The organism is Anaeromyxobacter diazotrophicus (assembly GCF_013340205.1).
Lineage (GTDB): Bacteria > Myxococcota > Myxococcia > Myxococcales > Anaeromyxobacteraceae > Anaeromyxobacter_A > Anaeromyxobacter_A diazotrophicus.
The window spans coordinates 296,183-310,001 of the sequence record NZ_BJTG01000005.1 but is presented as its reverse complement, the minus strand read 5'-3'; the positions used below and the strand labels follow the sequence as shown (position 1 = coordinate 310,001).

Below are 13,819 nucleotides of genomic sequence, written 5' to 3'. Positions count from 1 at the left end.
CTTGACCAAGTTCGCGTGGTTCGCAGGGTTCGTGTGCGCTGCGTTCGTGTGGGGTTGCGGTGCCGGCAAGTCGGGGCCCGCCACCGACTACGCGCCGGCCTTCGCCGGGGACTGGTCCGGCACGCTGGTCGTGTCGGCCGACGGCTTCTCGCAGTCGTACACCGCCGCCTTCGGCCTGAAGGCGCAGGGGCTGAACGCGCTCGAGCTGACCGACTTCTGCCCGGACCTCTCGGGCCCGTCGGCGAGCGTGACGACGCCCTCGCAGTTCCAGATCGGCTCGTACCGGTGCCCCTCGATCGCGGCCGGGAGCTGCGCCGGGGTCGTGATCTCGGTCCAGCGCGGCTACGGGTCGCTGGATGCCACCGGGAAGACGCTCACCTTCGCCATCGACGCCAACGAAAGCGGCTGCGGGGCCTCCATCCCGCTCACCCTGAGGTTCACCGGCCAGCGCTACGATCCACCCCCCGTGGTCAGCGTCACGATCTCGCCGGCGGCGCCGCTGGACACCGACGACCTCATCGCCGTGGTGACCGCCCACGATCCCGACGGCGACCCGGTCACCCTCTCCTACGCCTGGGAGCGCAACGGCGTCGCGATCCCGGACCAGACCGGCGCGACCCTGCCGGCGGCCTCCACCCGGCCCGGGGACTACGTCACGGTGCAGGTCACCGCCTCGGACGGCGCCAGCACCGCCTTCGCGACGGCGAGCGTCTACATCCCGGGCTCGAGCTTCAACCGGCCGCCGGCCGTCAGCGTCGCGCTCAGCCCGGCGAACCCGCGGCCCAGCGACGTCCTCACCGCCCAGGTGACCGCGAGCGATCCCGACGGCGACCCGCTCACGCTCTCCTACGCGTGGAAGGTGGCCGGCACCCTCGTCGCGGGCGAGACCGGCGCGACCCTGCCCGGCGGCCACGCCGCCGTGGGGGACCTCGTCACCGTGGTGGTCACGGCCTCGGACGGGGTGGCCTCGACGACGGCCACCGCCAGCGTGACGCTGCCCCCGTTCATCCTCCTGGGGTCGCCGCCCGCGCAGATCGCGGCCGGCCAGGGCGTGAGCTTCCAGCTCACCGCCAGCAGCGTGGACGGCTCGCAGCCGGGCGCCTTCGCGCTCGAGTACGGCCCCGCCGGCATGACCGTGAGCCCGGCGGGCCTCGTCAGCTGGCCGGCCTCGCTGCCGATGTTCGACCGATCGCTCGACGTCCACTACGCCGTCACCCTGGCCGGCTCGCCGACGAGCCGCTTCACCGGGACCCTCCAGGTCGTCGATCCGGCACGCCAGCCGCCGCTCTACCGGACCGGGATCGAGATCCCGGTCTGGCACTCGGGCCTGCGCGTGGCCGACCTCGACGGCGACGGGCGCGCCGAGATGCTGGTCGCGAGCGGCAGCGGCCTCTACGAGCTGGCGCGCTCGGGCAGCGGCTACGCCCAGCGGTGGGCCTACCCCTTCTCGCCGGGCGACACGGACACCGTGCAGGCCGTCGCGGTGCGCGACCTCGACGGCGACGGCAAGCCGGAGATCTTCTTCTCCACCGGCGATCTGGTGGTGGAGCTCGACGGCGCGAGCCGGCGCGAGGTGGGGCGGTACGAGAGCGGCGGCGCCTTCGCCTGCCGCGACCTCGAGCTGGCGGACGTCGACCGCGACGGCGCCGTGGAGCTGGTCTGCCTCGGCGCCGCCTCGACGTACGCCTACGAGACCGCCGGGAAGGTGGTGGTGTTCGACGCCAAGACCCTCGCCGTGCGGTGGCAGACGGCGAGCCTCTCCTCGATCGGCGGGACCCTGGCCGTCGGGGACGTGGACGGCGACGCCGCGCTCGAGATCGTCACCTCCGGCGGGTACGTGTTCGACGGGATCACCCAGCAGAACGAGTGGGCCTACGGGCCCGGGTTCGGCCGGGCGGTGGGCGTGGGGGATCTCGACGGCGACGGGGTGGCGGAGATCGTCGGGATGCAGGACTGGAACGCCTTCGACATCTTCAGCGCGGTGCTGAAGTCGCCCCTCAAGGAGGGGACCGGCTTCGACTTCGACGCGCTGCTCGTCGCCGACCTCGACGGCGACGGGAGGGCGGAGATCCTGATCGGCGACGGCCAGTGGGGCAACGTCACCGCCTACCGCTACGACCGGAGCTCGAACGCGCTCTCCACCCTCTTCCAGATCAACTCCCAGAACCACGGGGTCACGAGCCTCGGGGTGGGCGACGTGGACGGGGACGGCGCGAACGAGTTCGTGTGGGGCTCCGGGGCGACGAGCTCCGGCGAGGACTCGTTCGTCATCGCCGGCCTCGACCCGACCATCGCGGTGGAGTGGACCAACACGAACCCGAACGAGCTCGACGGGCCGTTCGTGGGGGCTCGACCCGCCCACCTCGGGGCCGGCGCCGACCGGCTGCTCTTCGCGGTCGCGTCCACCAACAGCAGCTACGACGGCACGCGGGTGATCGCGCTCGACCCCGCCACCGGCCTCTTCCAGGTGAGCCAGGAGCTCGGCACGAACTGGAACCGGCGCGCCGCCCTGGACGTCGCGGACTACGACGGCGACGGCGTGGACGAGGTGCTCCTCGGCACCTCCGCCCTCTACGACGGCTACTTCACCGCCTTCGACTTCTCGGCCGGCGCGGCGGAGTGGACCTCGGCGAAGCTCACCAACGTCGCGGTCGCCGCGGTGACGCACGCCGATCTGAACGGCGACGGGTACGCCGATCTCGTGGCCGTCACCGGCGACGGCTACGTGCGCGCGCACGACGTGAAGCACCAGGCGCTGCTGTGGACGAGCACCGGCCTCGGCTCGAACGGCGTCGACGTCGCGGTCGCGGACCTCGACGCGGACGGGAGCCCGGAGATCGTCGCGCTCGCGAGCGGACGTGTCGTCGTCTACCGCCGGACGGCCGGCACCGTGGCCTGGATCGAGGCGGCGTCGCAGGCGGTGACGGGCGGCGCGGCCCTCCTCGTCGGGGACGCCGACGGCGACGGGACGCCGGAGATCTACGTCCTCCAGAGCACGTACGGCGGCGCCACCGTCCTCCGGTTCAGCGCCGCGCTGGTCGCGCTGGGGAGCCTCTCGCTCGACGCCCCGGTGCAGAGCCTCCACCTCGAGGACCTCGGCTACGGCCGGAAGAACCTCGTCGTGAGCGTGGGGAGCCCCGGCGCGTACCCGACCACGACGACGCGGCCCAGGCTCGTCGCCCTCGACCCCCTCACCGGCGCCGAGATCTGGCGCTCGCCCACGCTCTGGGGGACGGTCCCCAACCACAGCCTGAGCTACGTGGACGTGAACGGCGACGGGCGACGGGAGCTCGCGTTCGGCACCACCTACGGCATGTACCTGACGCGCTAGAGGACCTTCACGCCCTTCCACGCGGCCTGCACCGCAGCCTGCTCCGCCCCCGCTCCGTACAGCAGCCCGGCGGCGTCGATGGTCGCGCGCGCCGCCTCCGCGAAGGTCGCGTCGGGGTGCAGCATCGGCAGGGTGCGGTACCAGATCGGCCCGGCCTTCTCCCAGGCGTGGCCGCCGAGCGCCATGGCCGCGAGGAAGAAGGCGTGGTTCGGGATGCCGGAGTTGGTGTGGACGTCGCCGTCCTGGACGTACCCGCCCATGTCGCCGGGCTGGTCGTCGCCGGTCCAGGCGGTGCCCGGCGCCTTCATGGACCGGAGCGCCTTGCCGTACTTCGCGCCCATGATCCCCTCGCCGATGAGCCAGCTCGCCGCGTTCACGTCCTGGCCGAGCTTCCACTGCTTCACCAGCGTCCCGAACACGTCGGAGATGGACTCGTTGAGCGCGCCGCTCTGGCCGTCGTAGGTGAGCCCCCCCGGGACCGTGTACTGGGTGACCCCGTGCGTCAGCTCGTGCCCGACCACGTCGATGGCGCTCGCGAACCCGGTGAAGAGCTGGCCGTCGCCGTCGCCGTACACCATCTGCCGCCCGTTCCAGAAGGCGTTGTTGAACCTGGTCCCGTAGTGGACGGTGGAGTCGAGCCGCATCCCGCGGCCGTCGACCGAGTTGCGCTTGAATGTCTTCCAGTAGAAGTCGTAGGTGTCGCCCGAGCTGTCGTAGGCCTGGTTCACGACCTCGTCCTTCGACCTGGGGCCGCCCTCCCCGCGCACGAGCGCACCGGGGAGCCGCGTCGCGTGGCCGGCGTCGTAGATGGTCCGGCGCTCGCCGCCGGCGGGGACGCCCACCGCCGCGAAGCCCATCTCCTTGAACGCGAGCCGCTGGCCGCGGAGCCGCTCGGAGAGCAGCGCCGTGTCCAGGTCGCCGAGCTTCCGGAGCAGCTTCGGTGGCACGATGAAGCACGCATGAGCGGAGCAGCAGCGATCGTCGGCCATGTCGCCTCCTCGCGGGACTCGGTCCCGCGCCCTCTTGCACGGGGGTGCGCCGGACCCGGCGGATGTGACGCTCCGCCGCGGGGCCGCGGCTCGTCCGGGGGAGACCCGCGGCGGCCTGGCGCCCGCGCGTCCCATGTAGAATCTTGGTGCGGACGTCGAGGGCCTCTCCGGGCAGGGCCATGTTCACGACCGACCGTGCGACTGCGCTGCGGAGCCCGCGCCCGCCGTGGGCGTGCCTGGCGGCCGCCCTCGTGGCGGCCTGCTCCGGGCACGCCCGGACGTCGCCCTCGGGAGCCTCGATGACCCCAGCCCACCTCTCGTCTCGCGTCGTCGTCGTCGACGGTCAGCAGGGCTTCGTCGGCGAGGCGGGGACCATCACCACCGTCGAGCCGGACGGGACCTTCAGCGTGGCGGACTTCGTCCGGGACCAGGTCTCGCCGCCGAAGCGCACCGGGCACCTCTCGCCCGAGGCCGTCGACCGGCTCGCGCGCACGCTGGCCGCGGAGCTGGAGCCGAGGCCTCCCGAGCGGATCGCCGCCGCGCCCGCCACCGCCAACCCGCGGCGGCTCCGGGTCCGGTACGGCGGCGCGGAGACGACGCTCGCGCTTCCCGCCGGCGCGGCCCCCGAGGACGAGGCCGCCCTGGCCGGCGGCGCGGACGCGCCGGCCGCGCGCGTGCTGCGCGTCTGGCGGACGGTCCAGGAGCTCGTCCCGAGCCCGTGAACGCGCGGGTCGGGTCGCCCGCGCGCCACCCGCCGGGCGGGTTGAAGGTGGTTTGATACGCCACTACGCTGCTCGTGTGCGCCCCCGTTCCACCGCGTGCTCCCGGCAGCTGCGGCTGGGCGTCGCGGCCGCGGCGCTGCTCGCGGCGAGCCCGGCCGCGGCCGACGCGACCTACCTCCAGCTCCCCGGGATCACGGGCCCGTCCACCGGCACCCGCTACACCGGCTGGTTCGAGGTGGGTCAGCACCAGGTGGTGCTCATGCCCGGGCTGTACGACCCGGACCGGAAGGCCGTCGTCTCGCGCTGCCAGGCCACGATCCGGACGCAGCTGGGCACGGCCGGCGCCGCCGTCGCGCAGCTCGTGGGCGGGTCCCTCGGGACGGTGCGGCTCGAGCGCGTCGGCCCGCTCGACACGCTGCCGCTCTACCAGGCCATCCTCCGGAACGCGGTGCTGGTGCAGCAGAGCACCACCTTCGACGCCGGCGCCGCCTACGACACGCTGGCGCTGACCTTCGACGGGGCGGACGTCACCACCTACCAGAAGAAGCCCGACGGCTCGCGCGCGAGCGGCACGCAGGGCTCGTTCAACTGCCTGCTCGCGCCCTGAGCGGCCTCCCTGGAGGCCTGGCAGGGCCGCGCAACCGGCGCGGCCCGCTGGTGTTGCGATGGGGACGATGAGCTCTCGTATCGCCGCCCTGCTCCTGCTCGCCTGCGCCTGCGCCGTCGAGGCGCATCCGCGCCCGCCACCCCGGCTCCTCCCGCCGCCCGAGGCCGTCGCCATCGCGGCGCAGTACGCGCGCTCGCACGGGCTCGTCGTCGACACGACCTACCGGGCGCGCCTCGACCGGCGCGCCCGCTGGCACGTGCTCCTGGGCGGCGCCGGCGGGCGCGACCGGGCGGCGGTGACCGTCGACGGGTACTCGGGGCGGGTGATCGCGGCCCGGCTCAGCGGCGCCCGCGGTGAGCTCGCGCCGCCACCGCCGCCGCCCGGCACCGCACCCGGCGCCATCCCCGAGCCCGAGCCCGAGGCCGAGCCCGCCCCGGCGACGCCCCCGGGCCCGCCGCCGGCGGCCCCGCCCCCGCCGCCGCCCCCGGGGTGACCCCGCCCCTGAGGACGTCGCCTCGGGCCCGCTCGCCCTCGCGGACGCCCTCGCGCGAGCCGCCGGCTCGGCGCGGGAGCCGGGCGGGCGATGAGAGCCCCGCAGCACGGAAGGTGGTCGGAGGCGGAACCCCATCGCGTCGAAGACCGTTGGCCCGCGCGGCAGCCGGCGATTATCGAGGAGGCAGGTGCGAGGGAGGGGCGCGATGGTGCGGATCAAGCGCGCGTACGAGGACGCGGCCGCCGACGACGGCTACCGGGTGCTCGTCGACCGGCTCTGGCCACGAGGCGTGAAGAAGGAGGCGCTGCGGCTCGACCTCTGGGCCAAGGACCTCGCGCCGAGCCCGGCCCTCCGGCGCTGGTTCGGCCACGACCCCGCGCGCTTCCGGGAGTTCGCCCGCCGCTACGCCGCCGAGCTGCGCCGCGGCCCGGCGCCGGCGCTCCTCCAGGAGCTCGCCCGGCGCGCCGCGCGCGGCCACGTGACGCTCGTCCACGGCGCGCGCGACGAGGAGCACAACGGCGCGGTGGTGCTGCGCGACGCGCTCGTCGAGGACGTCCGGCCGCACGCCGGCTGAAGCAGGCCCGGAGCGGCCCGCGCGCTCAGGCGCCCACCCTCGCCTCGAGCGCCCTGAGCTGCGCGCGGAGCGCCTTCTCCCGCGCGAACCGCTCCGTCACGTCCCGCAGGACCGCGATCACCCACTCGATGCGGCCGCCGGCGTCCTTCAGCAGCTGGATCGAGAACTCGATCGAGAGCTGGCGGCCGTCCTTGTGGAGCGCCGGGACGGCGAGGAGCTGGCCCTGCCCATAGCGCGTCACGCCGGACTGCATGACCGCTTCCCAGCCTCCCCAGTGCCGGCCGCGGAGCCGCTCGGGGATGATGAAGTCCATCGACGCCCCGAGGGCCTCGCCGACGGAGAAGCCGAAGATGCGCTCCGCCGCGGCGTTCCAGTACCGGACGACGCCCGCGGGATCCGAGATCAGGACCGCGTCGGGCGAGCCGTCCAGGAGGCGCTGCGGGAGATCCTGGGGAAGGGCGGTCATCGCGACCAGACGTACGTGACTCGGCGCGTACGAGCAACCCGGGTCCCCATCCGGAACTTCACGGTCCGCGCGTCTTCAGCAGCCGCACGCGGGCGTCGACGGGCCCGTCGCGGGGCCCTGCGCGGCGGCCTGCGCCGGGCGCTCCGGCGCCGCGGCGCGCGCCTCCCCGCCGCGCAGCTCCTCGCCGGGCCCGCCGTCGCCGACCGGGAGCGCGACCAGGAAGGCGCTGAAGCCCGGCTGCGCGGGCGCCGCCTCGTGAGCCGCCACCGCGTAGGTCGTGTCGTCGTTCGGCACGGGCTGCTCCGCGAGCTGATCGAAGGTCCAGGTCGCGCGCGGCTGGGCGTCGTCCGCGTCCGGCGGCCGATCGTTCGACGCGAACGCGGGCCCCGCGGCGAGGGCGAGGAGGGACACGGCGAGGCCAGGGACGAGCTGCTTCATGGGGGGTTTCTCCTGTGAGGGTTCGCCCCCGGTTCAGCATCGCGCGTGCCAGCCCGCTCGCGCGCTCCCGCGCCGCGGGCCGCGCCTTTCCGCGCCGCCGCGGGGGCTTCGCCATGAGCGTGACCCCCGGCGCCGACACAGCGTGGCTCCGGGTGTTACCTTGGGCGCGGCGCGGACGCCCGGTCGGGCGCGCGGGGGCTCGCTTCCGCCCCGGATGCGCCCGAAGCGCGGGCGCACCCCGCAGGCTCTCACGTGGGCGGGAGTCCCCTCCCGGACAGGAGACGGCATGAAGAGGCTCGCGATTCTCGGGACGGCGGCCCTCGTGGCGTGCAGCGGAGGCAGCACCTCCAGCACGGCGACCGCCGCGCAGGTGACGCGGCTCGACGCGCTCGGGCAGAGCATGAGCACCGCGGTCGAGGCCTACCGCGCGTCCGCGTCGACCCTCTCGACGCTCCAGGCCTGCCAGGGCGCCGAAGACAGCTACCACGGTCAGATGGCGTCGATGCTCGACCAGATGAACCCGCTCACCAGCCCGATGGACGGCGCGATGAAGGGGATGGGCCATCCGGACGACGCGGACGTCACCTGCGGCTTCCAGGCGCTCCAGGCCGAGGTCGGGCGCCACCACGCGGTCGCCTGCGCTTCGCAAGACCTGGCCGTCGACCGCGCGGAGGCGAGCCACCACGCGGACGCGATGGACGAGCTCATCGACCACCAGCGCGCCCGGGCGGCCCAGCTCGGCTCCGCCATGGGCGTCGCGGGCATGATGGACGCGGGGGCGATGATGGGCTCGGACGGCGGCTGGACCGCTCCCGACGGCGGCTCGATGGGCGCCTGCTTCCAGGGCCCGGACGGCGGCTACCTGATGGACGGCGGGATGATGGATGGAGGAATGACCGACGGTGGAATGTCGGACGGCGGGATGATGGACGGCGGCATGTCGGACGGGGGGATGATGGGATCCCTCACCCGCTGAGCCGCCCCGCGGCCCGGGCGCCGGACGGCAGGACACCCTGCCGCCCGGCCCGCGCCCGCGCCGCCGGCCACGCGGCGTCAGGACTGGTGCTTCTGGCAGCCACAGGCGGGCCTGGGAGCGCTGTCCGCCTTCGCGCCCACCGCGGCCGGCGCCGCCGCTGCCTTGTCGTAGCTCGCGTCCGAAGCCAGCGCGGGGAGCGCGGTCGCCGCCAGCAGTCCGGCCAGGATCATCCTCTTCATCATGGTGTGTCTCCTCGGGCTCGGGTTGAGGCGCGCAGCGGCAGCCCGACTCCGCATGCCCGCGCCGTGGACTCGGAGCTTCACAGCGCCCCGCAGTACGACGGCCATCAAAAGCATCGGCCGTGCCACGGCGGCGGCGGTGGAGATCCCAGGAAACCGAGAGAGGAGAGGTCACCGCCGCTCGTCGCGTGGTGACCTCGGTCCTCACACCGTGATCGCTCCCGTCACGCCTGCGCGGCCTGCGGGACCACCGGCACGGGCGCCGGCTGCGCGGTCGCCGGCCCGTCCCTGACCTCCCGGCGCTTCCACAGGAAGTACACCGCGGGGTAGACGAGCAGCTCGAGCGCGAACGAGGTGACGAGGCCGCCCACCATCGGGGCGGCGATGCGCTTCATGACGTCCGCGCCGGTGCCGGTGGACCACATGATGGGCAGGAGGCCCATGAACGCCGCGAACACGGTCATGGCCTTCGGCCGCACCCGCTTCACCGCGCCGTGGACGATGGCCTCCCGCAGGTCGCCGGTCGTGTTCATGAGGCCGCGCCCCCGCGCCTCGTCGTGCGCCAGGTCGAGGAAGAGCAGCATGAACACGCCCGTCTCGGCGTCGAGGCCCATGAGCGCGATCATCCCCACCCACGCGGCGATCGACACGTTGTAGCCGAGGGCCCACATGAGCCAGACGGCGCCGACCGCGGAGAACGGCACCGCCAGCATGACGATGCCCGCCTTCACCGAGGACTTGGTGTTCATGTAGAGCAGGCCGAAGATGAGCACGAGCGTGATGGGCAGGATGAGCTTGAGCCGCTCCCGGACCCGCAGCATGTTCTCGTACTGCCCGCTCCAGCTCATGGAGTAGCCGGTCGGCACCTTCACCGCCGCCGCCACCGCCTTCTTCGCCTCGTCCACGTAGGAGCCGATGTCGATCTTCGAGGTGTCGAAGTCGACGTACACGTACCCGGCGAGCAACCCGTTCTCGTTGCGGATCATGGACGGGCCCTGGACCAGCTTCACCTCGGCGATCTCCTCCATCGGGATCTGGCCGTCGCCGGGCAGCGGCAGGAGCACCCGCCGGAGCGCCGGCAGGTCGTCGCGGTAGTCGCGCGCGTACCGCACGTTGATGCTGTAGCGCTCGCGGCCCTCGATGGTCGTGCCCTGCTCGTCGCCGCCGACGGCGGTCATCACCGCCGAGTTGGCGTCCTCGACGGTGAGCCCGTAGCGCGCGAGCTGGTCGCGCTTCAGCACGAAGTCGAGGAAGTAGCCGCCGGCCACGCGCTCGGCGTAGGCGCTGCGGGTCCCCGGCATCTTCTGCAGGGCCGCCTCGGTCGCCAGCGCCACCCGCTCGATCTCCTCCAGCTTGGCGCCGGAGATCTTGATGCCGATGGGGGTGCGGATGCCGGTCGAGAGCATGTCGAGCCGCCCCTTGATCGGCATGGTCCACGCGTTCGAGATGCCCGGCAGCTGCAGCGCCGCGTCCATCTCGTTCTTGAGCTCGTCCTCGGTGATGCGGTCGTTCCAGAACGGCCGGAGGGTGCGCTTCAGCCACTCCGGCGCCCAGGGCGAGTACCAGCGCGGCTTCTCGCGCCAGGCGAGCTCCGGCTTCAGCACCACCGTCGTCTCCATCATCGAGAACGGCGCCGGGTCGGTGGAGGTGTTGGCCCGCCCCGCCTTGCCGAAGACACGCTCGACCTCGGGGAAGGTGCGCAGGATCTTGTCCTGCAGCTGCAGCGCGCTCTGCGCCTCCGCCACCGACATCCCGGGCTGCACCGCGCTCGGCATGTAGAGGATCGTGCCCTCGTTCAAGGGCGGCATGAACTCGGAGCCGAGCTTCAGGTACAGCGGCACCGTCAGCGCCACGAGCAGCACGCTCGCCGCGATGGTGGCGCGCGCGTGGCGCAGCACGAAGCGGCACGGCCGCTCGTAGACGCGGTGCAGGAGCCGGCTGATGGGGTGGCGCTCCTCCGAGTAGTACTTGCCGACGAAGGCCTGCGTGGCGAGCCACGCCAGCGCCTTCGGCCGGAAGCGGAAGGGCTCGATGCGGGCGAACAGCATCCGCATGGCCGGGTCGAGCGTGACCGCCAGCAGGGCGGCGATGGCCATGGCCAGGTTCTTCGAGTAGGCGAGCGGCCGGAACAGCCGCCCCTCCTGGTCGACCAGCGTGAACACCGGCATGAAGGCGACCGCGATGACGAGCAGGGAGAAGAAGACGCTCGGCCCCACCTCGAGCAGCGCCTCGAGGCGCACCTGGTGGAAGTCGCCCTTCGACCCGCCCTCCTGCCAGTGGTGGATCTTGTTGTAGGCGTTCTCCACCTCGACGATCGCCCCGTCCACCAGCACGCCGATCGAGATGGCGATGCCGGCCAGCGACATGAGGTTGGCGTTCAGGCCCATGAGGTACATGGGGATGAAGGCGATGGCGACCGAGACCGGGATGGTGACGATGGGCACGATGGCGGACGGCACGTGCCACAGGAAGACGAGGATGATGAGGGAGACGATGATGATCTCCTCCACCAGCTTGTGCTTCACCGTGTCGATGGCCCGGTCGATGAGCTCGGAGCGGTCGTAGGTCGTCACCACCTCGACGCCCGCCGGCAGGGACGGCCTGAGCTCGGCCAGCTTCGCCTTGACCCGCTCGATGACGTTGAGCGCGTTCTCGCCCTGCCGCATGACCACGATGCCGCCCACCACGTCGCCCTGGCCGTCGAGGTCGGCCACGCCGCGGCGCATCTCCGGGCCGAGCGTCACCTGCGCCACGTCCTTCACGGTGATGGGCGTCCCGCCCTCGGTCTTGAGGACGAGCTGCTCCAGGTCGTGGAGCGACTTCACGTAGCCGCGGCCGCGGACCATGTACTCGCGGCCGGAGAGCTCGACCAGCCGCCCGCCGACGTCGTTGTTGCCGCGCCGGACCGCGTCGATGACCGACTGCAGCGGCAGCTTGTAGCCGGCGAGCGCGGTGGGGTTCACCGTGATCTGGTACTGGCGGACCTGTCCTCCGACCGTCGCCACCTCGGAGACGCCCGGCACCGCCTGCACCGCGTAGCGCAGGAACCAGTCCTGGAACGAGCGCAGCTCGTCGGAGCTGTGCTTCCCCGAGCGGTCCACCAGCGCGTACTGGAAGGTCCATCCGACGCTGGTCGCGTCCGGCCCGAGCTCGGTCTTCACGCCCTGCGGCAGCTGCGGCGTGATCTTGGAGAGGTACTCGAGCACGCGCGTGCGCGCCCAGTACGGGTCCGTCCCGTCCTCGAAGATCACGTAGACGTAGCTGAAGCCGAAGTCCGAGAACCCGCGGATGGCCTTCACGCGCGGCGCGCCGAGCAGCGCGGTCGTGATGGGGTAGGTGACCTGGTCCTCGAGGATGTCGGGGCTCCGGTCCCAGCGCGAGTAGACGATGACCTGCGTGTCGGAGAGGTCGGGCAGCGCGTCGAGCGGGATGTTCTTCATCGTCCAGACCGACAGCGCCAGGACGACGATCACCCCCGCGATGACGAGGTACCTGTTCTCCGCGGAGAACCGGATGAGTCGCTTGATCATCGCTACTTCCCGCCCATGGCCGAGAGGGAGGCGCGCAGCCGCGACTCCGAGTCGATGAGGAAGTTGGCGCGCGTCACCACCTGCTCACCCTGCTTCAGCCCCGACAGCACCTCGACCGCGTCGCCCGAGACCACGCCCAGCTTCACCTCGCGCGGCTGGAACTTGCCCTCCCCGAGCGCCACGAACACCACCTTGCTCGTGCCGGAGTCGATGACCGCGTCGGCCGGCACGCGCAGGCCCTGGCGCGCCGCCGCCTGCAGCGTGACCTCGCCGAACATCTCCGGGCGCAGCTCGCCGGTCGGGTTCGGGAACTCGAGCCGCACCTTGGCGGTCCGGCTCTTGGCGTCGAGGACGGGGTCGATGAAGATGACCCGCCCCTTGAACGCGCGGTCGGGGAAGGCCTGGAGGGACAGCGTCGCGGTCATCCCGAGCTTGAGGCGCGACAGGTCGGACTCGTAGGCGTCCGCGAGCACCCACACCGAGGAGAGGTCGGTGATCTCGTAGGGCATGTCGCCCTCGTTCAGGCGGTGGCCCATGACGAGGTCCTTCTTCGTCACCACGCCGGACATGGGCGAGAGGATGGTGAGCGTCTTGGTGGGGGTCCCGGTCCGCTCCAGCCGCGCGATCTCGCCCTCGGGGATGTCCCACAGGCGCAGCCGCTGGCGCGCGGCCTCGACCAGCTCGTCGCCCGAGGCCTCCCCCTGGCCGCTGCCGGCGAGCGCCTTCCGCGTGCGGAGCGCGAGCAGGTACTCCTGCTGCACGCTCAGGAGGTCGGGGCTGTAGATGGTGAAGAGCGGCTCGCCGCGGCGGACCGGCTTCCCGACGTAGTCCGCGAACACCTGCTCCGCGAACCCGGAGACCTTGATGTTGACGTGGTGCACCCGCGTCTCGTCCACCGCGACCTTCCCCACCGTCCGCCAGGTCGCGCCCACCGTCCCGCGCTCGACGGCCGCGGTCCGCAGGCCGATGAGCTGCTGCCGCTGGGGGTCGATGTCCACCGTGGCGAGCCCCTCCACCGGCGCGCCGCCCTTCGCCTCGTCCTCGTAGACGGGCAGGTAGTCCATCCCCATCTCGTCCTTGCGCGGCGTCGGGGAGGTCTGCCTGGCGTCCATCGGCGAGCGGTAGAAGGCGACCTTGCGCGGCCCCTTGGCGGCGACGCCGCCAGGCTGCGCCGCCGTCTTGACGAGCTTCATGCCGCAGATCGGGCAGTCGGCCGGGTGATCCGAGGTGATCGTCGGGTGCATCGGGCAGACGTAGAGCGGCTTCTGCTCGGCGGGCTGGGCGCCCTGCTCGGCCGGCCCGGCGGAGGTCGCGTGGCCGTGGTCGCCGTGCCCGCGCGTCGCGAGCACCGCGGCCCCACCGCCGGCGGCGAGCCCCAGGACGAGGACGAGGGCGAGGGCCCCGGGGCCGAAGCGGCGCTTCGAGGTCGAGGCGGGGGGGGTGCCGTATTCCAT

Annotated in this window: 12 protein-coding genes; 6 read left to right on the top strand and 6 right to left on the bottom strand. The window is 72.9% G+C overall.

All coding sequences use genetic code 11. The features are described 5' to 3' along the window. Nucleotide 1 precedes the first annotated feature (1 nt). Nucleotides 2-3,331, top strand: a complete 3,330-nt coding sequence (locus tag HWY08_RS12555) for an FG-GAP-like repeat-containing protein (protein ID WP_176065624.1) — start codon at nt 2-4, stop codon at nt 3,329-3,331. Here the strand turns inward: HWY08_RS12555 and HWY08_RS12550 are convergent. Continuing rightward, complete coding sequence (locus HWY08_RS12550; protein ID WP_176065622.1) at nt 3,328-4,320, bottom strand: M4 family metallopeptidase; 993 nt, start codon at nt 4,318-4,320, stop codon at nt 3,328-3,330. The genes HWY08_RS12555 and HWY08_RS12550 overlap by 4 nt on opposite strands. 299 nt (nt 4,321-4,619) lie before the next feature. Here HWY08_RS12550 and HWY08_RS12545 point away from each other — a divergent pair, with 299 nt between their 5' ends. From HWY08_RS12545 to HWY08_RS12530, 4 genes are all read left to right on the top strand, one after another. Further along, nucleotides 4,620-5,042: a hypothetical protein gene (locus tag HWY08_RS12545; protein ID WP_176065620.1), complete on the top strand. Its 423-nt coding sequence runs from the start codon at nt 4,620-4,622 to the stop codon at nt 5,040-5,042. Between the two features lie 76 nt (nt 5,043-5,118). Further along, a complete protein-coding gene (locus HWY08_RS12540; RefSeq protein WP_176065618.1) occupies nt 5,119-5,649 on the top strand; it encodes a hypothetical protein in 531 nt (176 codons plus the stop codon). A 67-nt stretch (nt 5,650-5,716) separates the two neighbouring features. Next, on the top strand, nt 5,717-6,142 hold the full coding sequence (locus HWY08_RS12535; RefSeq protein ID WP_176065616.1) for a hypothetical protein: 426 nt from the start codon (nt 5,717-5,719) through the stop codon (nt 6,140-6,142). Nucleotides 6,143-6,347: 205 nt separating this feature from the next. Beyond that, nucleotides 6,348-6,716 (top strand): DUF488 domain-containing protein, encoded by a 369-nt coding sequence (locus HWY08_RS12530; RefSeq protein WP_176065614.1) that lies wholly within the window; start codon nt 6,348-6,350, stop codon nt 6,714-6,716. A gap of 25 nt (nt 6,717-6,741) precedes the next feature. On the opposite strand, the gene HWY08_RS12525 is transcribed toward HWY08_RS12530, so the two are convergent. Both HWY08_RS12525 and HWY08_RS12520 read right to left on the bottom strand, forming a co-directional pair. Beyond that, nucleotides 6,742-7,182, bottom strand: coding sequence for a PAS domain-containing protein (locus tag HWY08_RS12525; RefSeq protein ID WP_176065612.1), 441 nt, complete (start codon nt 7,180-7,182; stop codon nt 6,742-6,744). Between the two features lie 75 nt (nt 7,183-7,257). Continuing rightward, complete coding sequence (locus HWY08_RS12520) at nt 7,258-7,620, bottom strand: hypothetical protein (RefSeq protein ID WP_176065610.1); 363 nt, start codon at nt 7,618-7,620, stop codon at nt 7,258-7,260. Between the two features lie 286 nt (nt 7,621-7,906). On the opposite strand from HWY08_RS12520, the gene HWY08_RS12515 reads away from it, so the two are divergent. Next, nucleotides 7,907-8,596, top strand: coding sequence for a hypothetical protein (locus HWY08_RS12515; protein WP_176065608.1), 690 nt, complete (start codon nt 7,907-7,909; stop codon nt 8,594-8,596). A 77-nt stretch (nt 8,597-8,673) separates the two neighbouring features. On the opposite strand, the gene HWY08_RS12510 is transcribed toward HWY08_RS12515, so the two are convergent. The 3 genes from HWY08_RS12510 to HWY08_RS12500 form a co-directional block, all read right to left on the bottom strand. After that, nucleotides 8,674-8,838 carry a hypothetical protein gene (locus HWY08_RS12510; protein ID WP_176065606.1) on the bottom strand — a complete coding sequence of 55 codons (165 nt, stop codon included), beginning with the start codon at nt 8,836-8,838 and terminating at the stop codon, nt 8,674-8,676. A gap of 221 nt (nt 8,839-9,059) precedes the next feature. Beyond that, complete coding sequence (locus HWY08_RS12505; RefSeq protein ID WP_176065604.1) at nt 9,060-12,365, bottom strand: efflux RND transporter permease subunit; 3,306 nt, start codon at nt 12,363-12,365, stop codon at nt 9,060-9,062. A gap of 2 nt (nt 12,366-12,367) precedes the next feature. Then, on the bottom strand, nt 12,368-13,819 hold the full coding sequence (locus tag HWY08_RS12500; protein ID WP_176065602.1) for an efflux RND transporter periplasmic adaptor subunit: 1,452 nt from the start codon (nt 13,817-13,819) through the stop codon (nt 12,368-12,370).

Coding starts and splice junctions, on each gene's coding strand:
- HWY08_RS12550 (WP_176065622.1), bottom strand. CDS start 4,320: ATGGCCGACGATCGCTGCTGCTCCGCTCATGCGTGCTTCATCGTGCCA.
- HWY08_RS12545 (WP_176065620.1), top strand. CDS start 4,620: ATGACCCCAGCCCACCTCTCGTCTCGCGTCGTCGTCGTCGACGGTCAG.
- HWY08_RS12535 (WP_176065616.1), top strand. CDS start 5,717: ATGAGCTCTCGTATCGCCGCCCTGCTCCTGCTCGCCTGCGCCTGCGCC.
- HWY08_RS12530 (WP_176065614.1), top strand. CDS start 6,348: ATGGTGCGGATCAAGCGCGCGTACGAGGACGCGGCCGCCGACGACGGC.
- HWY08_RS12525 (WP_176065612.1), bottom strand. CDS start 7,182: ATGACCGCCCTTCCCCAGGATCTCCCGCAGCGCCTCCTGGACGGCTCG.
- HWY08_RS12520 (WP_176065610.1), bottom strand. CDS start 7,620: ATGAAGCAGCTCGTCCCTGGCCTCGCCGTGTCCCTCCTCGCCCTCGCC.
- HWY08_RS12515 (WP_176065608.1), top strand. CDS start 7,907: ATGAAGAGGCTCGCGATTCTCGGGACGGCGGCCCTCGTGGCGTGCAGC.
- HWY08_RS12510 (WP_176065606.1), bottom strand. CDS start 8,838: ATGATGAAGAGGATGATCCTGGCCGGACTGCTGGCGGCGACCGCGCTC.
- HWY08_RS12505 (WP_176065604.1), bottom strand. CDS start 12,365: ATGATCAAGCGACTCATCCGGTTCTCCGCGGAGAACAGGTACCTCGTC.
- HWY08_RS12500 (WP_176065602.1), bottom strand. CDS start 13,819: ATGGAATACGGCACCCCCCCCGCCTCGACCTCGAAGCGCCGCTTCGGC.